This is a genomic window from Bradyrhizobium sp. WSM1253, assembly GCF_000244935.1.
In the GTDB taxonomy this organism is placed as follows: Bacteria; Pseudomonadota; Alphaproteobacteria; order Rhizobiales; family Xanthobacteraceae; genus Bradyrhizobium; species Bradyrhizobium canariense.
On sequence record NZ_JH600073.1, the window covers coordinates 307,358 to 328,602 of the forward strand.

20 protein-coding genes are annotated in these 21,245 nt (G+C 65.0%); 7 read left to right on the top strand and 13 right to left on the bottom strand.

The annotated features are described in order from the left end of the window. Nucleotides 1–257: 257 nt before the first annotated feature. The 5 genes from BRA1253DRAFT_RS03355 to BRA1253DRAFT_RS03375 form a co-directional block, all read right to left on the bottom strand. Nucleotides 258–923, bottom strand: a complete 666-nt coding sequence (locus tag BRA1253DRAFT_RS03355) for a methionine ABC transporter permease (RefSeq protein WP_007591109.1) — start codon at nt 921–923, stop codon at nt 258–260. Then, the gene (locus BRA1253DRAFT_RS03360; RefSeq protein ID WP_007591111.1) at nt 913–2,064 is read right to left on the bottom strand and encodes a methionine ABC transporter ATP-binding protein; all 1,152 of its coding nucleotides are present in this window, start codon (nt 2,062–2,064) and stop codon (nt 913–915) included. The genes BRA1253DRAFT_RS03355 and BRA1253DRAFT_RS03360 overlap by 11 nt, the downstream gene beginning before the upstream one ends. Nucleotides 2,065–2,294: 230 nt before the next feature. Continuing rightward, entirely contained in the window at nt 2,295–3,767 is a 1,473-nt protein-coding gene (locus BRA1253DRAFT_RS03365) for a DASS family sodium-coupled anion symporter (protein WP_007591112.1), read from the bottom strand. A 114-nt stretch (nt 3,768–3,881) separates the two neighbouring features. Then, nucleotides 3,882–4,688 carry an enoyl-CoA hydratase/isomerase family protein gene (locus BRA1253DRAFT_RS03370; RefSeq protein WP_007591115.1) on the bottom strand — a complete coding sequence of 269 codons (807 nt, stop codon included), beginning with the start codon at nt 4,686–4,688 and terminating at the stop codon, nt 3,882–3,884. A 33-nt stretch (nt 4,689–4,721) separates the two neighbouring features. Beyond that, nucleotides 4,722–5,477, bottom strand: a complete 756-nt coding sequence (locus BRA1253DRAFT_RS03375) for a hypothetical protein (protein WP_007591117.1) — start codon at nt 5,475–5,477, stop codon at nt 4,722–4,724. Between the two features lie 62 nt (nt 5,478–5,539). On the opposite strand from BRA1253DRAFT_RS03375, the gene nthA reads away from it, so the two are divergent. Genes nthA through BRA1253DRAFT_RS03390 form a run of 3 tightly spaced genes read left to right on the top strand, consistent with a single transcriptional unit; the run spans nt 5,540 to nt 7,202 of the window. Continuing rightward, nucleotides 5,540–6,166: a nitrile hydratase subunit alpha gene (gene nthA / locus BRA1253DRAFT_RS03380; protein WP_007591118.1), complete on the top strand. Its 627-nt coding sequence runs from the start codon at nt 5,540–5,542 to the stop codon at nt 6,164–6,166. Next, entirely contained in the window at nt 6,163–6,822 is a 660-nt protein-coding gene (nthB, locus tag BRA1253DRAFT_RS03385; RefSeq protein WP_007591120.1) for a nitrile hydratase subunit beta, read from the top strand. The genes nthA and nthB overlap by 4 nt, the downstream gene beginning before the upstream one ends. Further along, on the top strand, nt 6,822–7,202 hold the full coding sequence (locus BRA1253DRAFT_RS03390) for a nitrile hydratase accessory protein (RefSeq protein WP_007591121.1): 381 nt from the start codon (nt 6,822–6,824) through the stop codon (nt 7,200–7,202). Before nthB ends, BRA1253DRAFT_RS03390 begins: the two co-directional genes overlap by 1 nt. Nucleotides 7,203–7,349: 147 nt before the next feature. Here the strand turns inward: BRA1253DRAFT_RS03390 and queC are convergent, their stop codons facing one another. Beyond that, nucleotides 7,350–8,063, bottom strand: coding sequence for a 7-cyano-7-deazaguanine synthase QueC (queC, locus tag BRA1253DRAFT_RS03395; protein ID WP_007591122.1), 714 nt, complete (start codon nt 8,061–8,063; stop codon nt 7,350–7,352). Between the two features lie 139 nt (nt 8,064–8,202). Between queC and mazG the strand changes: the two genes are divergently transcribed. Further along, the gene (mazG, locus tag BRA1253DRAFT_RS03400; RefSeq protein WP_007591123.1) at nt 8,203–9,063 is read left to right on the top strand and encodes a nucleoside triphosphate pyrophosphohydrolase; all 861 of its coding nucleotides are present in this window, start codon (nt 8,203–8,205) and stop codon (nt 9,061–9,063) included. Nucleotides 9,064–9,253: 190 nt separating this feature from the next. On the opposite strand, the gene hflX is transcribed toward mazG, so the two are convergent. The 4 genes from hflX to BRA1253DRAFT_RS03420 form a co-directional block, all read right to left on the bottom strand. Continuing rightward, nucleotides 9,254–10,636 carry a GTPase HflX gene (gene hflX, locus BRA1253DRAFT_RS03405; RefSeq protein WP_007591124.1) on the bottom strand — a complete coding sequence of 461 codons (1,383 nt, stop codon included), beginning with the start codon at nt 10,634–10,636 and terminating at the stop codon, nt 9,254–9,256. Nucleotides 10,637–10,647: 11 nt separating this feature from the next. After that, a complete protein-coding gene (gene hfq / locus BRA1253DRAFT_RS03410; RefSeq protein WP_007591126.1) occupies nt 10,648–10,896 on the bottom strand; it encodes an RNA chaperone Hfq in 249 nt (82 codons plus the stop codon). A gap of 239 nt (nt 10,897–11,135) precedes the next feature. After that, nucleotides 11,136–12,506, bottom strand: a complete 1,371-nt coding sequence (locus BRA1253DRAFT_RS03415) for a sigma-54 dependent transcriptional regulator (RefSeq protein WP_007591127.1) — start codon at nt 12,504–12,506, stop codon at nt 11,136–11,138. Nucleotides 12,507–12,521: 15 nt separating this feature from the next. Beyond that, nucleotides 12,522–14,915 carry a HAMP domain-containing histidine kinase gene (locus tag BRA1253DRAFT_RS03420; RefSeq protein WP_035992680.1) on the bottom strand — a complete coding sequence of 798 codons (2,394 nt, stop codon included), beginning with the start codon at nt 14,913–14,915 and terminating at the stop codon, nt 12,522–12,524. 173 nt (nt 14,916–15,088) lie between these two features. Between BRA1253DRAFT_RS03420 and BRA1253DRAFT_RS44275 the strand changes: the two genes are divergently transcribed. Beyond that, on the top strand, nt 15,089–15,235 hold the full coding sequence (locus tag BRA1253DRAFT_RS44275) for a hypothetical protein (protein ID WP_198288226.1): 147 nt from the start codon (nt 15,089–15,091) through the stop codon (nt 15,233–15,235). Nucleotides 15,236–15,402: 167 nt separating this feature from the next. On the opposite strand, the gene ntrC is transcribed toward BRA1253DRAFT_RS44275, so the two are convergent. From ntrC to dusB, 3 genes are read right to left on the bottom strand one after another with little or no spacing between them, the layout of a single operon-like run. After that, entirely contained in the window at nt 15,403–16,845 is a 1,443-nt protein-coding gene (ntrC, locus tag BRA1253DRAFT_RS03425; protein ID WP_007591133.1) for a nitrogen regulation protein NR(I), read from the bottom strand. A 9-nt stretch (nt 16,846–16,854) separates the two neighbouring features. Beyond that, nucleotides 16,855–18,030 (bottom strand): nitrogen regulation protein NR(II), encoded by a 1,176-nt coding sequence (locus BRA1253DRAFT_RS03430; protein WP_007591135.1) that lies wholly within the window; start codon nt 18,028–18,030, stop codon nt 16,855–16,857. Next, nucleotides 18,027–19,028, bottom strand: coding sequence for a tRNA dihydrouridine synthase DusB (gene dusB, locus BRA1253DRAFT_RS03435; RefSeq protein ID WP_088940841.1), 1,002 nt, complete (start codon nt 19,026–19,028; stop codon nt 18,027–18,029). The genes BRA1253DRAFT_RS03430 and dusB overlap by 4 nt, the downstream gene beginning before the upstream one ends. Nucleotides 19,029–19,309: 281 nt before the next feature. Between dusB and BRA1253DRAFT_RS03440 the strand changes: the two genes are divergently transcribed. Both BRA1253DRAFT_RS03440 and BRA1253DRAFT_RS03445 read left to right on the top strand, forming a co-directional pair. After that, nucleotides 19,310–20,491, top strand: coding sequence for a bifunctional 2-C-methyl-D-erythritol 4-phosphate cytidylyltransferase/2-C-methyl-D-erythritol 2,4-cyclodiphosphate synthase (locus tag BRA1253DRAFT_RS03440; protein WP_007591139.1), 1,182 nt, complete (start codon nt 19,310–19,312; stop codon nt 20,489–20,491). A 3-nt stretch (nt 20,492–20,494) separates the two neighbouring features. Then, a complete protein-coding gene (locus BRA1253DRAFT_RS03445; RefSeq protein ID WP_007591140.1) occupies nt 20,495–21,103 on the top strand; it encodes a CinA family protein in 609 nt (202 codons plus the stop codon). Nucleotides 21,104–21,245: the final 142 nt, after the last annotated feature.

Sequence of the window (21,245 nt, forward strand, 5' to 3'; positions counted from 1 at the left end):
TCGACGGCGCGTGTCGGAGCGCGAAGCAAGTTGGAAGTCGGTCACGTCTGTCGAGGCCCCACGCACTGCCGGCTTCGCCGGTACCGTTTTTGATGCCTCGCCCTAACGCAGGCGATTTCGGAGTGCGATAGGAACTGCGTTAGAATTTCTCCAGACGCGGGCGCAACGCGTGCGACGAATGCGCTCAGTCGTGTCTCGAAGTCTGGAATGCTTCCAGACCGACAAGAACCTGCTTGTTCGAAATGTCTAAAACGGCGTCAGTGATGTCGCAGACGGCGATTGACCCGGCGCGCGAGATAATCGCCGGCGCTCTGCACGAGCTGCACCAGCGCGATCAGCACCACGACGACGGCCAGCATCATCTCCGGCATGAAGCGCTGATAGCCGTAGCGGATGCCGAGATCGCCCAGGCCCCCGCCTCCGACGGCGCCGACCATGGCGGAATAGCCGAGCAGGCTGACCACCGCGAGCGTCAGCGCCAGCAGAAGACCCGGCAACGCTTCGGGGATCAGCACCTTGAGCACGATCTGCATCGGCGACGCCCCGAATGAGGACGCGGTTTCGATCAGGCCACCATCGACCTCGCGGATCGCGCCCTCGACCAGGCGTGCGATGAACGGCGCCGATGCGATCGTCAGCGGCACGATTGCCGCCGTCGAGCCGATCGAGGTGCCGGCCACCAGTCGGGTGAACGGGATGATGGCGACGACCAGGATGATGAAGGGCGTGGAACGCGTCGCGTTGACGACGGCACCGAGCACGCGATTGACGATGGGTGCCGCGAACAGCTCGCCCTTTCGGCTGGTCGCGAGGAAGACGCCGAGCGGCAGGCCGAACGCGGTGCCGAGCAGCGCCGCGATACCGACCATGTACAGGCTTTCGAAAGTGGCCTGGATGATCAGGTTGATGAGTTCAGGCGACATAGCCGAGACGCTCCGCGGGGAATTGATATTGTGAGAGCCAGGCCAGCGTGCGCGTCGTCGCGTCATCGCCACCGGGAATCCCGAGTGTCAGCGAGCCGACGTGCTGGCCGCCGATCTCGTCGATGCGGGCCGACAGCAGCGACACGTCGAGGCCGAGTTCGCGCGCGAGCCGCGCCACCAGCGTGTCGCCGGCCCCTGCCCCGCGCACCTGGACGCGGATCACCGCCTGCCCGCCCGCAGGCGGCGCCGAAACGATCCGGCTCGCCAGCGACACCGGCAGGCTGTCTCCGATCACTTCGGCCAGGAAGGATTGCGTGATCGGATGCTTGGGGTGAGTGAAGATGTCGGCGACATGGCCGCTCTCGACGACGTGGCCGGCATCGAGCACCACGACATTCCCCGCGAGCTGGCGCACCACGGACATCTCGTGGGTGATCAGCACGATGGTCACGCCCAGCTCGCGATTGATGTTAACGAGCAGATCGAGGATCGCCCGCGTGGTCTGCGGATCGAGCGCCGAGGTCGCCTCGTCCGACAGCAGCACGCTCGGCCGCGTCGCCAAGGCCCGCGCGATGCCGACGCGCTGCTTCTGGCCGCCGGAGAGTTCTGACGGGTAGCGGTCGTGCTTGTCGGCGATGCCCACCAGCGCAAGCAGCTCGGCCACGCGCGCGCGGATATCGGTCTTGGCCCAGCCGGCAATCTCGAGCGGCAGCGCGATATTGGCGGCTGCGGTGCGCGAGGACAGCAGATTGAAGTGCCGGAAGATCATGCCGATCGAGCGCTGCGCCAGACGCAGTTCGCGGCCTGTGAGCGCCGAGATATCTCTGTTATCGACGACGACGCGGCCGGTGGTCGGCCTCTCCAGGCCGTTGATGAGCCGGACGAGGCTCGATTTGCCGGCGCCGGAGCGGCCGATGATTCCGGTGATCGAACCGCGCGGGATTGCGAAGTCGATGTTTTGCAGGGCATTAACGCCGGGCTTGCCGCGATAGGCTGGATAGGTTTTCGAGATGCCTTCGAAACGGACCATCACGTCGGGCGCAGTCGCGGGTGAGATCGCGTGACCTGAGATCGCGTCAGGCTTTTCGATCGGCTCTCCGATCGCGGGCGACGGGTGGACGTTCATGGAGGCGGCCTTCATGCACAATAGTTCCGCTTGCCCTTGGGGCATCCGGGAACCGGTCGCATCAAGCGACGGAGAGTGAAACTGCGACGAGGACTCGGCTGGAGCGCGCTGCACCGCAGCAGGCACCATCGCCCTTTCAGGTCACTCTTGCAATGTCAGATATTTGTGGGGAGTTGGACGAAGTTTTCCAAATGTCTCCCCGCTGAAGAAAATTCATCTGCCGCGGTGTTGGCCTCCCGCCCGGCTCAGGTGACCCTCAGCCAAGGCCATACGATCAGCAGGAGCCCCCCGAAATAGAGCATCCCGAAGATCAGCCCAAAGCCCCAGAACTGACCCTTGCCGATATAACCGCTGCCGAAATACATCGGCGCCGGCCCCGTGGCGTAAGGCGAGATCACACCCATCAGGCCGAGCGAATACATGCAGAGCATGGCGAGCGTCGTGACCGGCAGGTCGGGGATGCCGGATCCGACCGCGAGCACCACGGGCAGCACGGCGGCGGCATGCGAGGTGATGCTCGAGAAGAAGTAGTGGATCCAGAAGAACAGCGCGACCAGCAGGAGCATCGCGGTCGACGGCGACAGCCCGGCGAGCGGCTTTGCATATTCGGTGGCGAACCATTTGATGAAGCCGATCTCGTTGAGACCCGAGGCCAGCGTCAGCAGCGAGGTGAAGTAGAAGAACACCTCCCAGGCGCTCTTCTCCGCGACGATGTCGGCAAACTCGATCACGCCCGTCACCAGCATCAGCGAGATCACGATGAACACGACGGTGGTGGCGTTGACGAAATTCGAGCCCAGAAGCGGCACGCGGATGTCCGGGCTCGAGCCCGCGATCCACAGGAACATCGCGAGCAAGATCAGCGTCAGCATGATCCATTCGTTGCGCGACATCGGGCCCATCTCCGCGAGCTCCTTCGATGCCCATTCGGAAATTTCCGGGCTGCTCTTCACCTCGGGGCGGCAGACCGCGTAGCTGAGCAGTGGGACCAGCACCATCAGGAGGAGGCCGAGCGGCGCAAAGCCCAAGAACCATTGCGCCCAGCTGACGTCGATTCCGACGGTCTTCTTGGCGATGGCCAGCGCCGCCGCATTGGGTGCGAGCGCGGTGAAAAACAATGAGCTGGTGACGGCAGTCGACGCGAACGCGGTCCACATCACGTAGGTGCCGATCTTGCCGGCGGTCGGTCCAGGCTCGGAGCCGTAGATGCGCGGGATGTTGCTGATGATGGGATAGACGATGCCGCCGCTGCGCGCGGTGTTGGACGGCGTCGCCGGCGCCAGCAAGAAGTCCGATATCGCCACCGCATAGCCGAGGCCAAGCGTGTTGCTGCCGAGCTTTTGCACCAGCACGAGCGCAATACGCCGGCCCAGCTGGCTCTTGCGATAGCCGATCGAGAACACGAAGGCGCCGACGATCAGCCACACCGTGCTCTCGGCAAAGCCCGCCAGCATCCAGCGCAGCGACTTGGTCGGGTCGGGATCGATATAACCGCCGACGCCGGCAACCGTCAGCCCGATCAGGCCGACCGCGCCCACCGGCATCGATTCCAGGATGAGCCCGGTGATGACGGCCGCGAAGACGGCAAAATAGTGCCACTGATTGACGTTGAGCCCTGCCGGCACCGGAAACAGATAGATCACCAGCCACACCGCGAGCGGCGCGATCAGCTTCCAGCGAAACCCTTTCGCCTCAGGCGCCTGCGAGCTAGTGGTCATGGGCCCTCCCCCTCGATCGTCATTGTCGTTTGCCGGCCCGTTGATCGGGCCTATTTTGTCCCAGCGCCGCGTATACGGATAGTCCGCGGCGCAATCAATGGCCCCAGCCTGTTTCTACCGCCCTCTGAACTTCGGTTTGCGTCGCGTCAGGAACGCCTCGACGCCCTCCTTGTGGTCCTCGCTGAGGCTTGCCAGGGCGAACTGGTCGACGTCCATGTGGCTGGCGAGATTATCCAGCGCGTGCGCCAGCCGGTTGACCGTGAGTTTCGTCATGGCGACGGAGAGCGGCGGCTGCGCTGCCACCTTGCGCGCAAGCTCCATCGCGGCATCGAACGCATGGCCGGGATCGACCACCTGCTCGACCAGGCCCCACGCATAGGCCTCATCCGCGCTGATGCGCTGATCGGCCAGGATCACCGCCTGCTTGGTGCGAGCCGGGCCGATCAGATGCAGCATGCGCGGAATGCTTTGCCAGCTCATGTTCATGCCGAGCCCGATCTCGGGCACGCGCAGATGGGCATCGCGTCCCATGACGCGAAAGTCGAGCGCGACGGCCAGCGCCACGCCACCGCCGACGCAAAAGCCCTCGATGGCGGCGATCGTGATCTGCTCCATCTCCTGCCAGGCGTGGGTCAGGCGCGGTCCGAGCTTGAGATGCCGCCGCAGCGTGCCGAGGTCCATCTCCTTGCGCGAGCGGCCTTCGGCATCCTTGAGGTCGAAGCCGGCGCTGAACGCGTCCGCGCTGCCTGTCAGCACCACGACGGAGGTCGCGGCGTCATCCTCAAAACTGCGCGCGGCCGCGGTGAGCTGGCGCAGCGCCTCCGGCGACAGCGCATTGATGCCATCGCCGCGGTCGAACCGCACCACCGCAATCCGCCCCTCCGGCCCGAGGCCCTTCTCGATCTTGACATAATCAGGCAACGCAAACTCCCCTGGTCTTGGTCTTCCTGGCGCTCACAGATGCCCGGTACGCCGATGTTCGGGTTCGCTTCCATGGACCGGAAACCGGATCGTGGTGCCGATGGTGATCCAGTTGGCATTTTCGCCGGTGATGTTGCGGCCGTAGATCACATCGACGGAGAATATCTCGTTCGGTCGGTAGCGGACACCGGTCTGGAAACGCGGCTGCACGGCGCTTGCGATCTCGGAGGCGCCGGCTTGCCCGTAAGCCTCGATCGTCCATTGCAAGGTGTCGGTGAATTTCCAGTCGAAGCCGATGCCGTAGGTCAGGTAGTGGCGATCCACCGTGCGATCCCAGAGCCAGCCGCCATTGACGTTGATGCGCATGGTCTCCGACAGGCGGAAGGTCGCGGGGATGACGGCAAAGGCGGACAGCGCCTCCCCCGTCGCCGCGTCGAACGATCCGCCGCCATAGGCCGACAATCCCCACCGGCCGATCCCGGTCGGGATGAAATTCGTCTTGGCTTTTGGAGCGACCGTCGTGCTCCAGTCGCCATCGCTGCGGGCCCGGATGGTCTGCAGGCTCAGCTCGATCGGCCGGAAGGGGTCGACAACACAGGAGGGATTGGCGACCGCCGAAAAATCCGTGTTGGAAGCCGTCGACATCCAGCTCTCCACCTTGCAGGAGCCGACCTCGGAAATGTCGGCGGCATCGACCGCATAGGCGCCATTCGCGGCGCGCGCATCCTGCGCCGCGAATGCGCCAAGAGCGATTGCGGCGGTTATTCCGGTTCTTGCAGCCCAGCCCATGGTGCGATGTTAGCAGAGTCTTCGCCTCGACAACGCCCGGATTCTGGGACTATCTTTGCCTCATGAGCGACCATCATCATCACCACGATCACGACCATTCCGAGCTGTCGGAGACCGAGCTGCGCGTGCGCGCGCTCGAGACGATCCTGACCGAAAAAGGCTATGTCGAGCCGGCCGCGCTCGACGCCATCATCCAGGCCTATGAGACCCGGATCGGTCCCCATAACGGCGCGCGCGTCGTCGCCAAGGCCTGGAGCGATCCGGCGTTCAAGACGGCACTGCTGGAGGACGGCTCGAAGGCGATCGGCACGCTCGGCCATGTCAGCCGCGTCGGCGACCACCTCGTCGTGGTCGAGAACACGCCGCAGCGTCACAATATGGTCGTGTGCACGCTGTGCTCCTGCTACCCCTGGGAAATGCTGGGGCTGCCGCCGGTCTGGTACAAGGCCGCGCCCTATCGCTCACGCGCGGTGAAGGACCCGCGCGGCGTGCTCGCCGATTTCGGCGTGCAGGTCGCCAAGGACGTTGAAATCCGGGTGTGGGATTCGACCGCCGAAACGCGCTTTCTTGTGTTGCCGATGCGCCCCGCGGGCACAGACGGCTGGAGCGAGGAGCAGCTCGCCGAGCTGGTCACGCGCGATTCCATGATCGGCACCGGCTTTCCCAAGGCGCCCGGGGCGCCGTCATGAACGGCGTGCACGACATGGGCGGCATGGACGGCTTCGGCAAGGTCGAGCCCGAGCCGAACGAGCCGGTGTTCCACGAGGAATGGGAGTCGCGTGTTCTCGCCATGGTGCGTGCGATGGGCGCGGCCGGCGCCTTCAACATCGACACCTCGCGCTTCTATCGCGAGACGATCCCGCCGCATGTCTATCTCTCGAGCTCCTATTACAAGAAATGGTTTCTCGGGCTCGAGGAGATGCTGATCGAGAAAGGCTATCTCACCCGGGAGGAAGTCGCCGCCGGCCACGCTATGCAGCCGGCCAAGGCGCTCAAGCACGGCAAATTCGATCTCGGCCAGGTCGAGCGCATCATGGTGCGCGGCAAGTTCGCCCGTCCTGCTCCGGCGCCGGCGAAATTCAAGATCGGCGACAAGGTTCGTACGAAGAACATTCATCCCGCAACCCACACCCGCCTGCCGCGCTATGTGCGTGGCCACGTCGGAATTGTCGAGCTGAACCATGGCTGCCACGTGTTTCCGGACTCGGCGGCGATGGAGCTCGGCGAGAATCCGCAATGGCTCTACACGGTCGTGTTCGAGGGCCGCGATCTCTGGGGTGCGGATGGCGATCCAACCTCGAAAGTCTCGATCGATGCGTTCGAGCCGTATCTGGACCCAGCCTGATGAGCAGCACCGCTGCTGCTGCCGCGACGGCAGCGATCCCGAGCATTCCGCGCGATGATGACGGCCCGGTGTTCCGCGCACCCTGGGAGGCGCACGCCTTCGCGATGGCGCTGACGCTGCACGAGCGCGGCGTCTTCACCTGGCCCGAATGGGCCGCAGCCTTGGCCTCAGAAATCAAGCGCGCGCAGGCGGCCGGCGATCCCGATACGGGCGAGACCTACTATCTCCATTGGCTCGCCACGCTGGAAGGTCTCGTCGCGCGCAAGGGCGTTGCGTCTGCGGAGACGTTGCATCGCTACCGCGACGCGTGGGATCACGCGGCAGATCGCACCCCGCACGGCAAGCCGATCGAGCTGAAGGCTGAGGATTTTGCGCAATAGTCGCTTTGGGTACACCCTCACCCCAACCAACACTGTCATTCCCCGCGAAGGCGGGGAATCCAGTACGCCGCGGCCTCGCGATTATCACTATCGTCTCGGAGTACTGGATCACCCGCTTTCGCGGGTGATGACACCGAGTCTATGGCGTCACCGCCCCGCCACATACTCCCGCCACCCCTTCGCCCGCAGGCTGCAGGCCGGGCACTCGCCGCAACCGTAGCCCCAATCATGCTGCGCGCCGCGTTCGCCGAGATAGCAGGTGTGCGACTGCTCGCGGATGAGGTCCACCAGCCCGTCGCCGCCGAGGTCATGGGCGAGCCTCCACGTCGCGGCCTTGTCGATCCACATCAGCGGGGTATGCAGCTCGAACTTGCGGGCCATGCCGAGCGACAGCGCGGCCTGCATGGCGCGGATGGTGTCGTCGCGGCAATCGGGATAGCCGGAATAGTCGGTCTCGCACATGCCGCCGACGATGTGACTGATGCCGCGCCGGTAAGCCAGCGCCGCGGCGAATGTCAAGAACACCAGGTTGCGCCCGGGCACGAACGTGTTCGGCAGGCCGTCGGCGCCCATCGCAATCGCGACGTCGCGCGTCAGCGCCGTCTCGGACACGGCCGCCAGCGTCGGGATCGACAGCGTGTGGCTCTCGCCGAGCCTGGAAGCCCAATCCGCGCGCAGGCCCTTGATGCCGTCGAACAGCCGGTCGCGGCAGGCCAGCTCGATGGCGTGGCGCTGGCCGTAATCGAACCCCAGCGTCTCCACGCGCGCAAAACGATTCAGCGCCCAGGCGAGGCAGGTGGTGGAATCCTGGCCGCCGGAGAACAGCACCAGCGCGGTTTCGGATGAAGATGCGTCACTCATGGCCCGCGCTTTAGCATTGCCCACGCTGCTCGCCAATCCGGCCCGCCAACCGGTGGAAATCACCCTGTTCCGCCGCGCTACGCTGGGAACGGGGGCTCGCTTTTGGCATAAGGCTTGAGAGCCAGGAGACTGCCCCGCAATGACCCCTTCCCGCGACATTTCCCGCCTGATCGAGATCATGGCGGCGCTGCGCACGCCGGTGACCGGCTGCCCCTGGGACCTCGAGCAGAATTTTGCGACCATCGCGCCCTATACGATTGAGGAAGCCTATGAGGTAGTCGAGGCCATCAGCCGCGGCGATCTCGACGATCTCTGCGAGGAGCTCGGCGACCTGCTGCTCCAGGTCGTCTTCCACGCCCAGATGGCGTCGGAGCAGAACGCCTTTGCTTTTGGCGATGTCGTCGAGGCCATCACGCGAAAAATGATCCGGCGCCATCCTCACGTTTTCGCCGACAAGGACGGCAACCTCGCCTCCTCCCACGTCAAGGAAGTCTGGGATCGCATCAAGGCCGAGGAGAAAGCCGAGCGCGCCGCGCGCCGGCCGCCGGAACAAATGCCGCCGCACAAATCATTGCTCTCGGGCGTCAAGGCCGGCCAGCCCGCCCTGACGCGCGCCATGGAGCTGCAGCGCAAGGCCTCCACCGTCGGCTTCGACTGGAACGATCCGCGCGCGGTGCTGGCAAAAATCCGCGAGGAAGCCGATGAGATCGAGGCAGCACTCGACCGCAACGACAGCGAGGGCCTGGCGGAAGAGACCGGCGACCTGATGTTCGCGCTGGTCAATCTCGCCCGCCATGTCGATGCAGATCCGGAAGCCGCGCTCCGCGCGACCAACGCGAAGTTCGAGCGGCGTTTTGCCTATATCGAGCGGGCGCTGGAGGCGCAGGGGCGGACGCTGGAGCAGGCATCGCTCGCGGAGATGGACGCGCTGTGGAATGAGGCGAAAGGTGAGGCGAAAAGCGCTGCGCCGGCGGAGAAAAGCAACCAAGCCCGCTCCTAGCTCGAGCGTCGTCCTGGCGAAAGCCAGGACCCATTACCCCGAATGCACATTGTTGAACCACGCTGGAGCTACCAGCGTGCCAATTCCAGCCGCTTGTGGTTATGGGTCCCGGATCTGCGCTTACGCTTGTCCGGGACGACAGCGTTGCTTGAGACAGCAGTTAGCTCAACTCACTGGCGGGCGACGGCGTCTACGCGGACAGTCGCGGCACGGCGTCGAACCTGTTCACCACGATATCCCGCTTGGTCTCGTCCACCCGTACCGTCATGTCGAAGCGGCCGTCGTGCAGCTCTTTCGCCAGCACCTCGGAATTCCGATGCAGCCAGCTGATGCCGGCGCCGTCGGAGGCATCGATCGAGAGATCGAGCGTGATGCGCTTGGCCGCCAAGCGCTCCTCGATTGCGGCGAGCAGTGCGTCGACCCCCTCGCCCGACACAGCGGACACCAGCATCGCCGGATGATCCTCCGGCCTGCGCGCGGCGATGTTCAAAAGTTCTTCGCGCTGTTCGGGACCATAACGGTCGATCTTGTTCCAGACCTCGATGATGCGGCCTGAATCATCGGGATTGATGCCGAGCTGGCGCAGCACGGCGTCGACGTCGCTCTGCTGCGCCTCGGCGTCGTCGTGCGAGATGTCGCGCACGTGCAGGATGACGTCGGCTTCCAGCACCTCCTCCAGCGTGGCGCGGAAGGCGGCGACGAGCTGCGTCGGCAAATTGGAGATGAAACCGACGGTGTCCGACAGCATCGCCTTGCCGCCATGCGGCAGGGTGAGCGCGCGCAGGGTCGGATCGAGCGTGGCGAACAGCATGTCGGCGGCCTGCACGTCGGCGCGGGTCAGGCGGTTGAACAGCGTCGACTTGCCGGCGTTGGTGTAGCCGACCAGTGCGACCACGCGATACGGGACGCGCTGGCGGCCTGCGCGATGCAGGCGGCGTGTGGCCTGCACCTTCTTCAGTTCGCCCTCGAGCTTGGAGATGCGCTCCTGGATCAGTCGGCGGTCGGCTTCGATCTGGGTCTCGCCGGGACCGCCCATGAATCCAAAGCCGCCGCGCTGGCGTTCGAGATGGGTCCATGAGCGCACCAGGCGCGAACGTTGGTAGTTGAGGTGCGCGAGCTCGACCTGGAGCGAGCCTTCCTTGGTCTTGGCGCGGCGGCCGAAGATTTCCAGGATGAGGCCGGTGCGGTCGAGCACCTTTGCCTGCAGCTCCTTCTCGAGATTGCGCTGCTGGATCGGCGCAAGCGCGCAATCCATCACCACGAGCTCGACATCGAGGCCCTTGGCGAGCGCGGCGATCTCCTCGACCTTGCCCTTGCCGATATAGGTCGCGGGGCGGATCTGGCTGATCGGCGCGATGATTGCGTCGGCAACGACGAGATCAATCGCGCGTGCGAGGCCGGCGGCTTCGTCGAGCCGGGCTTCCGCGTCACGCAGGACATGAGCTTCCGATTGCGCGTCGGCATTGCCTGCGCGCACCCGCAAATAGGGACCGATGACAAGCACCCGCCCCGTCTGCTTATCCCCTGCCGACCGCGGACGGTCGACATCCCCGTCGAAATTCCGGGGTTCCAATCAGATCACTCTCAAGCCGGCTGGTCCTCGCCGCCTTCGAACAACTGGATCGGAGCGCCCGGCATGATGGTCGAGATCGCATGCTTGTAGACGAGCTGCGAGTGACCGTCGCGCCGAAGCAGCAAACAGAAATTGTCGAACCAGGTCACGATGCCCTGGAGCTTCACTCCGTTGACCAGAAAGATCGTCAGTGGCGTTTTGGTTTTGCGAACGTGATTAAGGAAGGTGTCCTGCAGGTTTTGTGCGCGGTCTGCCGCCATTGTTTTTTTCTCGCTTTGAGTTTCTTTTTATTGCGCCGGGTTGCGGCCCTCTTTTGAAAATTCGGGGTCCTCGTCCGGTTGCCGTCCCTCATGAGATCCCCCTCGGAGGGACAGCGGTTCAATTAGAGGACAGGTAGGCTTATTAGGCAAGCCGCTTCACGCGGCAGCCCATGCCGTATTGCCCCGAAAAACTACGGAAATCGATGATTTTCCTCGCCTATTCCAACGACGTCGCAGCGTTAGCCGACGCCGAGCGCCTTCAACTTCCGGTGCAGTGCCGAGCGTTCCATGCCAACAAACTCTGCCGTGCGAGAAATATTTCCTGAAAAACGGCTGATCTGTGCAATCAAATAGTCGCGCTCGAACACTTCGCGGGCTTCGCGCAGCGGCAGGCCCATGATGTGCTCGCCATTGTTGCTGGTCGGCATCGCCGGCACCATGGAGCCGACGTCCTGCGGCAGCATGTCGGCCGTGATGATGACCTCCGGCCCGCCCGCGGCCAGAATCATGACTCTCTCAACGTTGTTGCGGAGCTGGCGCACGTTGCCCGGCCAGACATGCGACTGCAGCACCGCCATCGCGTCCTGCCCGATCTGCCGCTTGGGCAGGCCGCTGCCCGCGGAGATCTGCTCCATGAAATAGTCGATCAATTCCGGAATGTCCTCACGCCGCTCCGACAGCGCGGGCACGCGGATCGGCACCACCGAGAGCCGATGATAGAGGTCCTCGCGGAAATGGCCGGCCGCGATCTCCTCTTCGAGGTTGCGCGCGGTGGAGGAAATGATGCGGACGTCGACCTGCACCTTGCCGTTGCCGCCGACGCGCTGGAACGACTGCTCGACCAGCACGCGCAAGATCTTGTTCTGGGTCTCGCGCGGCATGTCCGCGATCTCGTCGATGAACAGCGTGCCGCCGTGGGCCTCTTCGAGCGCGCCGGGCTTGCGCGCGTGCTCGCCGTTGGACTGCTCGATGCCGAACAGCTCGTGCTCCATCCGCTCGGGCGTGATCGCAGCGGCGTTGATGACGACGAAGGGGCCGTCGGCGCGGCCCGAGGCCGTGTGCAACGTGCGGGCGGTCAGTTCCTTGCCGGCGCCGGCGGGGCCAACGATCAGGATGCGGCTGTTGGCCTTGGCCGCACGCTCGATGGTCTGGCGCAGCTGGTTCATGCTGGGCGAGCGGCCGACCAGCGAGCTTGCGCTCGGCGCGAGCTGCTTCAGCTCCTTGACCTCGCGCTTGAGCCGCGAGTTCTCAAGTGCACGGTTGGCGACCAGGATCAGCCGGTCGGTCTTGAACGGCTTCTCGATGAAGTCGTAGGCGCCACGCTTGATCGCGGCGACCGCGGTCTCGATGTTGCCGTGGCCGGAAATCATCACGACCGGCAGATCGGGGTTGTCCTTCTTGACCTGCTCCAAGAGCTGCAAGCCGTCGAGCTTAGAGCCCTGCAGCCAGATGTCGAGGAACACCAGATGCGGCCTGCGGTTGGCGATCTCGGCGAGCGCCGTATCGCTGTCGCGCGCGGTCCGGGTCACGAAGCCCTCGTCTTCGAGGATGCCCGCAACGAGATCCCGAATATCGGCCTCATCATCGACAATCAGAATTTCACTTGCCATGTGTCGCCTGTTTTCTCAGCTGCCTGTTGAGGCTTCGATCTTCGTTGAATCATTGGTCTTTTCAGCCGGCTCTTTGGTTTCGGCGGCCGCCTGTTTTGTTTCCGGATCCTTGACGGATTGCGTGGCCGTTTCGCCGATGTCCGGCTTGGCCGTTGCCTCGGCTGCCGGTTCGGCCCCCTCGCTTTTCGCGGGAGCGCCGGAGATCGCAAAACGCATCCGCATCCAGGCGCCACGCTGGCCCTCGCGGAAATCCGAGGCATCCTTCAGTTCGATGCGCCCGCCATGGTCTTCCAGCACGCGCCCGACGATCGCGAGCCCAAGGCCGGTGCCCTTGGCGCGTGTCGTCACATAAGGCTCGAGCAGGCGCGAGCGCGCCACCTTGGGCAGGCCAATACCGTTGTCGACGACGTCGATCAGAACGTCCTCGCCCTCGCGCGAGACTACGACGTCGATCCGGCCTTTGCCGAGCTCCTCCAGGGGGACCTGCTCGATCGCCTCGGTGGCGTTCTTGACAATGTTGGTGACCGCCTGCGAGATCAGCCGCCGGTCGAACTGGGCGCGCAGCGGATCTTCCTTGAACTCGGCCTCGATATCGATCTCGGGGTGGGCGACCTTCATCAGGAACACCGCCTGCCGCACTGCGTCGGCGACATCCTCACCCTCCATCACCGGCTTCGGCATCCGCGCAAAGCGCGAGAACTCGTCGACCATGCGGCGGATATCGTCGACCTGACGCACGATGGTGTCGGTGCACTGTTCGAAGATCTGCTTGTCCTTGCCCTCGGTGATGTCCTTGCCGAATTTGCGGCGAATGCGCTCGGCGGAGAGCTGGATCGGGGTCAGCGGGTTCTTGATCTCATGCGCGATGCGGCGCGCGACGTCGCCCCAGGCCGAGGTGCGTTGCGCCGAGACCAGCTCGGTGATGTCGTCGAGCGTGATGATGTAGCTGTCGTGCGGTTGGCTGGTCTTCTCAGCGCTGACGCGAACCGACAGATTGCGTTCCTGCCCGTCCCGCGTGATCGTGATCTGCCCCTGCACCAGGCGCTGGGTCCCTTCCCGCGCGCTCTTCATCATCTCTTCGAGCTCGGGCAGCACGTCGGAGAGCGGATGGCCGAGCGTCTCGGCCTCGGAGTGCCCGATCAGCTTTTCGGCGGAACGGTTGAGAATGCCGACGCTGCCTGAATTATCTACGCCGATGATGCCGGCGCTCGCGGACGACAGCACCGCCTCGATGAAGCGGCGGCGGCTGTCGATGAGGTCGCTGGCGTTGACGAGCTCGTCGCGCTGGCTGCGCAACTCCTCCGTCATCTTGTTGAAGGTCTCACCCAGCTGGGCGAGGTCGCCTTCCGACTGGTGCACCGGCACTTTCACGTGGAGATCGCCCGTCGACACCGTCTGGGCCGCGTTCATCAGCCGCCGGATCGGCGAGACCAGCGAGTTGGCGAAGTTGAGGCCGATCAGCACCGAGGCCATCAGGATGGTCAGCGCGATCACCGCGAACATCAGCGCGAACGCGACCTGGATGCCGAGCCGGCGCGACTCGATCTGGGCGTATTCGGCGACGCTGACCTCGGTCTGCTTGAGCTGGTTGACGACATTCGGATCGAGCGGCCGCGCGACGTAGAGGAAGGTGTCGCTGAAGGCGCGCAAGCGGACCACCGCGGCGACGAAGCTCGCATCGGGCAGCACCGCGATTTCGGGCTCGGATTCGTTGACGTTGCTGAGGAAGTCCGGTGCCGGCGGCGAATAGGCCAGCCGCATGCCGGTGTCGGCGGATTCGAGAATGTTGGTGTTCTTGTCGATGATCATCGCGCCCGGCAGGTTGCGCGAGGCGGCGCTGGACGTCAGCAATTCGCGAAACGAGCGGCGATCCTGGTCGTAGAGCGGCCGGGCGTGGGCGATGTCGTTGGCCATGCCGAGAATGTCGCCCCGGATCAGCTGCGCGTGGTCCTGCATGTAGGCGCGCGCGATCGTCAGCGAATTCTGGATCACCTCCTTGGTCGGGCCGGAGAACAGGCGGTCGAGGCCGCGCTCGATGGTGACGTTGGCGACGACGGCGACCAGCACCGCCGGCAGCACCGCCACGATCGAGAACAGGCTGACGATCTGGACATGGAGGCGCGCCGCCGCCCTACCCCGCCGTCGCGCCAGGATCAGCTGCCAGAGTTCGCGGATGATGATGCCGACCAGCAGCAGGATCGTGGCCGCATTGATCAGATAGAACGAGCGGACAACCGCAGGGGTCGGTTCGATCGACGTGAGGCCGGTCAGGACCAGGAACGTCAGGCAGGCCGACAGCAGGGCCAACGCCACGGCGAACGGCGCCAGCCAGCGTCGCGCCGACCAACGCCGGGGCTCTTCCGCTGGGGCCGTGTCAAAGGATGCGGCCGAGGTGTCTGCGCTGGTCATTCCGGCAATGGGTGCTGAAAACGGGGTCCGCGGCGGGCGGATACTGATGTATTCGTACCACATTGTTGCCGAATTGCGACAATTCCGCGGCGCCCACGCCGCGACTGACCCGCGCATCCACAGCGACATGCCGGAGGGCGGGAACGCATCCCGGCCCCAGCGGCTTGACGGGGATGCACAGGTTCTTTCTCGCAATGATGGTGTCGGCCGTGCTGCTGCTGATCGCGGCGGCCGACCTGCTGGTCAATGGTGTCGGGGTGCAGGAGCCCAATGCGAACGTCGCCAGCGCGATACAGGTATCAGGCCGATTTGTCAGATAGGTGTGAGGCCGCGTCCCGCGGCTGAATGACCATTTGAATGTTCCGGCGGAACATTTCAGTCCGATCGGGACTTCTGCTCACCGCGTCAGCCACAACGGCCAGCGCGATCCGGACAGGCTCAGCTCCGCTTGGTAGGGGGAGCTGAGCCACCGTCCGTTGCGGAAAGGCTAGCCCCCGCTCCGATACACCTGGATATCGAGATCCCGAATCTTCTTCCGCAGCGTGTTGCGGTTGAGGCCGAGCAGATCGGCGGCACGGATCTGGTTGCCGCGGGTGGCGGCGAGCGCGGCCGTCAGCAGCGGCACCTCGATCTCTTTCAAGATGCGGTGATAGAGGCCCGGCGGCGGCACGCCGTTCGGGAAGCCCTGGAAGTGCGAGGAGAGATACGCTTCCACGGCGCCGCCGAGATTGTCGACGCCATGCTGGACTGCGGCACCCGGGCTGACCGTGGGTGGCGCCAGCTCGCCGTCGATGACGGAGCCGGTGATCACATCCTGCGGATAGAGCGCCGCGAGGCGGCGGGCGAGGTTCTCGAGCTCGCGCACATTGCCCGGCCAGCGGTGCTGCTTCATCCGCTCCAGCGCCAGCGTGTCGAGCTTTTTCGGCGGCAGTCCGTCCTTCTCGGCCAGCGCGAAGAAATGACGGATCAGATCCGGAAGATCCTCGATGCGCTCGCGCAAAGGCGGCAGCCGCAGCGGCACGACGTTGAGGCGGAAGAACAGATCTTCGCGGAACAGGCCCTGCTGGATCAGGACTCGCAGATCCTTGTTGGAAGCCGCGACGATGCGCACGTCGGTCTTGATCGGAGTGCGGCCGCCGACCGTGGTGTATTCGCCCTGCTGAAGCACGCGCAGCAGGCGGGTCTGCGCCTCCATCGGCATGTCGCCGATCTCATCCAGGAACAGCGTGCCGCCCTCGGCCTGCTCGAACCGGCCGGAGGCGCGGGTGTTGGCGCCGGTGAAGGCACCGCGCTCATGGCCGAACAGTTCGGACTCGATCAAGTCACGCGGGATCGCCGCCATGTTGACCGCGACGAACGGGCCGTTGCGGCGCTTGCCGTAATCGTGCAACGCGCGCGCCACCAGCTCCTTGCCGGTACCGGACTCGCCCGTGATCATCACGGTGAGGTCGGTCTGCATCAACCGCGCCAGCACGCGATAGATTTCCTGCATCGCCGGCGAGCGGCCGACCAGCGGGATCGCCTCCATCTCGGCGTCGTCGTTCGGCGTCGCGACCCGCTCCTTGGGCTCGGCCAGCGCACGGCCGACGATGGCGATCAGCTCCTTCAGGTCGAAGGGCTTCGGCAGATATTCATAGGCGCCGCGCTCGGAGGCCCGGATCGCCGTCATGAAGGTATTTTGCGCGCTCATGACGATGACCGGCAAATTCGGCCGCATCTTCTTGATCCGCGGCAGCAGGTCGAACGCGTTCTCGTCGGGCATCACCACGTCGGTGATGACGAGATCGCCCTCCCCCTGGCTGACCCAGCGCCACAGCGTCGCGGCATTGCCGGTCAGCCGCACTTCGTAGCCGGCGCGGGATAGTGCCTGATTGAGAACGGTGCGGATGGCGGTGTCGTCATCAGCAACGAGAATGCTACCTGCGGGCATCGTTAATCCTCATTTTGCCCCCTGTGACGCAGACGACGACTTCCCGGCAGAGCCGTCGCGACTGCTTTGATCGGCATGTTTCACCGATGTGGAATACATCGGCATCAGCACGCGGAAGGTGGTCTTCCGCGGCTGAGATTCGCATTCGATGATGCCCCCGTGGTCCCCGATGATCTTTGCGACCAGCGCGAGGCCCAGACCCGAGCCGGTCTGCTTGGTGGTGACGAAGGGATCGAACAGATTTGGCAGGAGATCGTCCGGCACGCCTGGTCCGTTGTCCTTCACGCAGAATTCGAGCGGCAGGGATACACGGGATTTTTGACCGGGGACTGACAGGCGCACGCCGGGACGAAACGCGGTGGTGAGCTGGATTTCGCCGTCGGGAACGTCGATCAGCGCTTCGGCGGCGTTCTTCACGAGGTTGAGGAACACCTGGATGAGCTGGTCCTGGTTCGCCAGCACCGGCGGCAGCGAGGGATCGTAGTCCTCGACGAAGCGGATGTTGCGGGCAAAGCCGGACTGCGCCAGCCGTTTGACGTGATCGAGCACCGAATGGATGTTGACGGGGCCGCGCACCACGGGGCGCTCGTCGCCGAACACCTCCATGCGGTCGACCAGAGTCACGATGCGGTCGGCCTCGTCGCAGATCAGCCGCGTCAGCATGCGGTCTTCCGAGGAGGCCTGCTGCTCCAGGAGCTGCGCCGCGCCGCGGATGCCGGAGAGCGGGTTCTTGATTTCATGCGCCAGCATCGCGGCGAGCGCGATCACCGAGCGCGCGGCGCTGCGATGGGTGAGCTGGCGGTCCATCTTGTCGGCGATGGAGCGCTCCTGGAGCATCACCACGATGTGGCCGGGCCGTTCCGTGACGGGGGCAACGTGCAGATCGACCTGGCGGTCTCCGCCCATGCGTGGCGTGCCCAGATCGACCTTGTATTCGTTGACCGGTGCGTTCGACGAACGCACCTGGTCAATCAGCGCCAGCAAGGGGCTGCCGAACGGCACCAGCTCTTTCAGCGACTGCCGCTTCAAGAACTGCGTCGAGATATCGAAGAAGGCTTCGGTTGCGATGTTGGCGGCGACGATCTTGCCGTCCGGCCCGATCATCAGCGTCGGATTGGGCAGTGCGTCCAGGATGGCATCGCTGTCGGACGGAAACGGCCGACGATGTTCAGCGGCTGAGCTCATGCAGCGGCGCTCCATGCGAAGTCGTCGAAGGCATCTTGCAGTGACCGGTGGACAAGGCGCGGATCCTCCGAGGTGAGGATTTTCTGGCGCCAGGATTTCAGCTTCTCGGCCGGCGCACGGCTCACATCGGCCGCGACGTCGAGGGCCCAGCCGAGATGTTTTCGTGCGTGCCGCAGACCGACGCGCAGGCCGTAGAGCGCGCAGACGCCTTCATAGAGCGTGCGGACATAATGCAGCTGCGTCTCGAGCGACGGCGTGGCTTCCGCCGCCCCGCCCTTCAGGCGCCGGCCGATCTCACCGGGCAGCCAGGGCTGTCCCTGCGCACCGCGGCCGATCATCACGGCATCGGCGCCGGAGGCCTCTAACGCCGCGAGCGCCTTCTCGTAAGTCGTGATATCGCCATTGACGACGAGCGGAATGGAGATGGCGTCGCGCACGGCACGGATCGCATCCCAATCGGCCTCGCCCTTGTAGAACTGGCAGCGGGTGCGGCCGTGCACGGTGACGAGCTTGACGCCTGATGCCTGTGCGCGCCGCGCCAGTTCCGGTGCGTTGCGGGTGCGGTCGTCCCAGCCGAGCCGCATCTTCAACGTCACCGGCACCTTCACCGCCGCGATCGTTGCTTCGATCAGGCTCACGGCGTGTTCGAGGTCGCGCATCAAGGCGGAACCGGACTGGCCGCCGGTGACGTGACGGGCCGGACAGCCCATGTTGATGTCGATGATATCTGCGCCTTCGGCTTCAGCGATCCGGGCGCCCTCTGCCATCCAGTGCGTCTCACAGCCGGCGAGCTGGACCACGTGCGGACCAATACCCGTGGCTTCGCAGCGCAACCGGGACATATGATGGCCATTGGCGAGTTCGTCGCTGGCCGTCATTTCGGAGACGACGAGACCGGCGCCGAGCTCCGCGGCCAGCCGGCGGACGGGCGAGTCAGTCACCCCCGACATCGGCGCCAGGAAGACCGGGGTGGCGACATCAATATCGCCTATCTTCAATGGCTTAAAGCCAGATACTGCCGAGCCGGTCACAGGGGTCTCGTTGCGTTGGCAGCGCCTCATCGCGCCTGCCATGACCTATCTTGCGCACAATTCTTGTGCAGTCAAGCGTCATGCCTACAGTTTAGACAGTTCTGCCGATCTTTCAAGTGCAGTGCAGCAAAATGCTGTTTCCCACAATCCGGGGAAACCCCCTTTTTTTGCGGGCCTGCCGTGCTAGAGGCATGCGGCAATCACCCCACCCCCGACTCTCTTCATCATCAAATGAGTATTTGAGTCCTATGGCGAAATCACAGCGCACCGCGGTCGTTCTCGTCGCGGCCGGACGCGGCCTGCGCGCAGGCGCCGGTGGCCCCAAGCAATATCGCGAGATCGGCGGCGTGCCGGTGATCTATCGCGCCATGGAGGCCTTCAGCCGTCATGCGGACGTGTTTGCGGTTCAGCCGGTCGTGAACCCCGACGACAGCGCCATGTTCACGGCAGCGGTCGCAGGGCTCAGCCACGAGGCGCCGGTCAATGGCGGCGCGACCCGGCAAGCCTCGGTGCTCGCCGGGCTCGAAGCGCTCGCCAGGCACAAGCCCGACATCGTCCTGATCCACGACGCCGCCCGCCCCTTCGTTTCGGAAGGCGTGATCACCCGCGCGATCGATGCGGCCAGCCGCACCGGCGCCGCGATCCCCGTCGTTCCCGTCACCGACACTATCAAGGTCACCGGCGAGAACGGCAATGTCGAGGACACGCCGGACCGGGCGCGGTTGCGGATCGCACAGACGCCGCAATCCTTTCGTTTCGACGTCATCCTCGAAGCGCATCGTCGCGCAGCCAAGGACGGCCGCAGCGATTTCACCGACGATGCCGCGATTGCCGAATGGGCGGGATTGACGGTTGCAACCTTTGAAGGCGATGTTGCCAATATGAAGCTCACCACTCCCGAGGATTTCGTGCGCGAGGAAGCGCGGCTGGCCAGCCTGCTCGGCGATATCAGGACCGGCACGGGCTATGACGTCCACGCCTTCGGCGAGGGCGACCATCTCATGCTCTGCGGCGTGCGCGTGCCGCACACCAAAGGCTTCCTGGCCCATTCCGACGGCGATGTCGGCCTGCATGCGCTGGTCGACGCCATCCTCGGCGCGCTCGCTGACGGCGACATCGGATCGCACTTTCCGCCCAGCGACGCGAAGTGGAAAGGCGCCTCCTCCGACCAGTTTTTGCAATACGCCATCGAGCGCGTCACCCAGCGCGGCGGCCGCATCTCCAATCTCGAGGTGACGATGATCTGCGAGCGGCCGAAGATCGGTCCCTTGCGCGACACCATGCGCGCGCGCATCGCCGAGATTTCCGGCGTCGACATCTCCCGCGTCGCGGTCAAGGCGACCACCAGCGAGCGGCTCGGCTTCACCGGTCGCGAGGAAGGCATCGCGGCCACCGCGAGCGCCACCATCCGTCTGCCCTGGAGTGTCTAGGCCATGGCCGGCAGCGACGCACGCGCCCTCTCCCGCTCGCTGCTCGATTTGTGCCGGATGCGCAAGCTGACGATCGCGACCGCGGAGTCCTGCACCGGCGGTCTCGTCGCGGGCGCGCTGACCGACATCCCAGGTTCGTCCGACGTCATCGATCGCGGCTTCGTCACCTATTCCAACGACGCCAAGCGCGCGATGCTCGGGGTCGAGGCGAGCACGCTCACAAATTTCGGCGCCGTCAGCAAGGAGACCGCAACAGCTATGGCGGTCGGCGCGCTGGAGCGTGCCGGCGTCGACCTTGCGGTCGCCATCACCGGCATTGCCGGACCCGGCGGCGCCACGCCTGGCAAGCCGGTTGGCCTCGTCCACTTCGCCGCCGCCGCGCGCGATGGACGCATCGTTCACCGCGAGCATCGCTTTGGCGCCATCGGCCGTTCCGCCGTGCGCCAGCGCTCGGTGGTCGAGGCGCTGCGCATGCTGATGGATCTCGCCCGCGGCCCAGTCCAGGCCAAGCCGCGCCGGGAAGCCGCGGTAACCCGCCTGCGCCCCCGCGTGACACGCTCGCCGCGCCGGCACGCCGTCAAACGCAGGACTCCGCGCTCGCCGCGGGGGTGACTCCCGTAGCCCGGATGGAGCGAAGCGCAATCCGGGATTCGTTCCGCGGATACGGCGTCCCGGATTACGCTTCGCTCCATCCGGGCTTCAATCCCTTGCGTTGCCCGTCGGGCAAAACACCCAAACGACGGGTCAATCCGCT

Bases quoted from the DNA above. Each gene is read 5' to 3' on its own strand.
- BRA1253DRAFT_RS03355 (WP_007591109.1), bottom strand. From the start codon at position 923: ATGTCGCCTGAACTCATCAACCTGATCATCCAGGCCACTTTCGAAAGC.
- BRA1253DRAFT_RS03360 (WP_007591111.1), bottom strand. From the start codon at position 2,064: ATGAAGGCCGCCTCCATGAACGTCCACCCGTCGCCCGCGATCGGAGAG.
- BRA1253DRAFT_RS03365 (WP_007591112.1), bottom strand. From the start codon at position 3,767: ATGACCACTAGCTCGCAGGCGCCTGAGGCGAAAGGGTTTCGCTGGAAG.
- BRA1253DRAFT_RS03375 (WP_007591117.1), bottom strand. From the start codon at position 5,477: ATGGGCTGGGCTGCAAGAACCGGAATAACCGCCGCAATCGCTCTTGGC.
- nthA (WP_007591118.1), top strand. From the start codon at position 5,540: ATGAGCGACCATCATCATCACCACGATCACGACCATTCCGAGCTGTCG.
- nthB (WP_007591120.1), top strand. From the start codon at position 6,163: ATGAACGGCGTGCACGACATGGGCGGCATGGACGGCTTCGGCAAGGTC.
- BRA1253DRAFT_RS03390 (WP_007591121.1), top strand. From the start codon at position 6,822: ATGAGCAGCACCGCTGCTGCTGCCGCGACGGCAGCGATCCCGAGCATT.
- queC (WP_007591122.1), bottom strand. From the start codon at position 8,063: ATGAGTGACGCATCTTCATCCGAAACCGCGCTGGTGCTGTTCTCCGGC.
- mazG (WP_007591123.1), top strand. From the start codon at position 8,203: ATGACCCCTTCCCGCGACATTTCCCGCCTGATCGAGATCATGGCGGCG.
- hfq (WP_007591126.1), bottom strand. From the start codon at position 10,896: ATGGCGGCAGACCGCGCACAAAACCTGCAGGACACCTTCCTTAATCAC.
- BRA1253DRAFT_RS03415 (WP_007591127.1), bottom strand. From the start codon at position 12,506: ATGGCAAGTGAAATTCTGATTGTCGATGATGAGGCCGATATTCGGGAT.
- BRA1253DRAFT_RS03420 (WP_035992680.1), bottom strand. From the start codon at position 14,915: ATGACCAGCGCAGACACCTCGGCCGCATCCTTTGACACGGCCCCAGCG.
- BRA1253DRAFT_RS44275 (WP_198288226.1), top strand. From the start codon at position 15,089: ATGCACAGGTTCTTTCTCGCAATGATGGTGTCGGCCGTGCTGCTGCTG.
- ntrC (WP_007591133.1), bottom strand. From the start codon at position 16,845: ATGCCCGCAGGTAGCATTCTCGTTGCTGATGACGACACCGCCATCCGC.
- BRA1253DRAFT_RS03430 (WP_007591135.1), bottom strand. From the start codon at position 18,030: ATGAGCTCAGCCGCTGAACATCGTCGGCCGTTTCCGTCCGACAGCGAT.
- BRA1253DRAFT_RS03440 (WP_007591139.1), top strand. From the start codon at position 19,310: ATGGCGAAATCACAGCGCACCGCGGTCGTTCTCGTCGCGGCCGGACGC.
- BRA1253DRAFT_RS03445 (WP_007591140.1), top strand. From the start codon at position 20,495: ATGGCCGGCAGCGACGCACGCGCCCTCTCCCGCTCGCTGCTCGATTTG.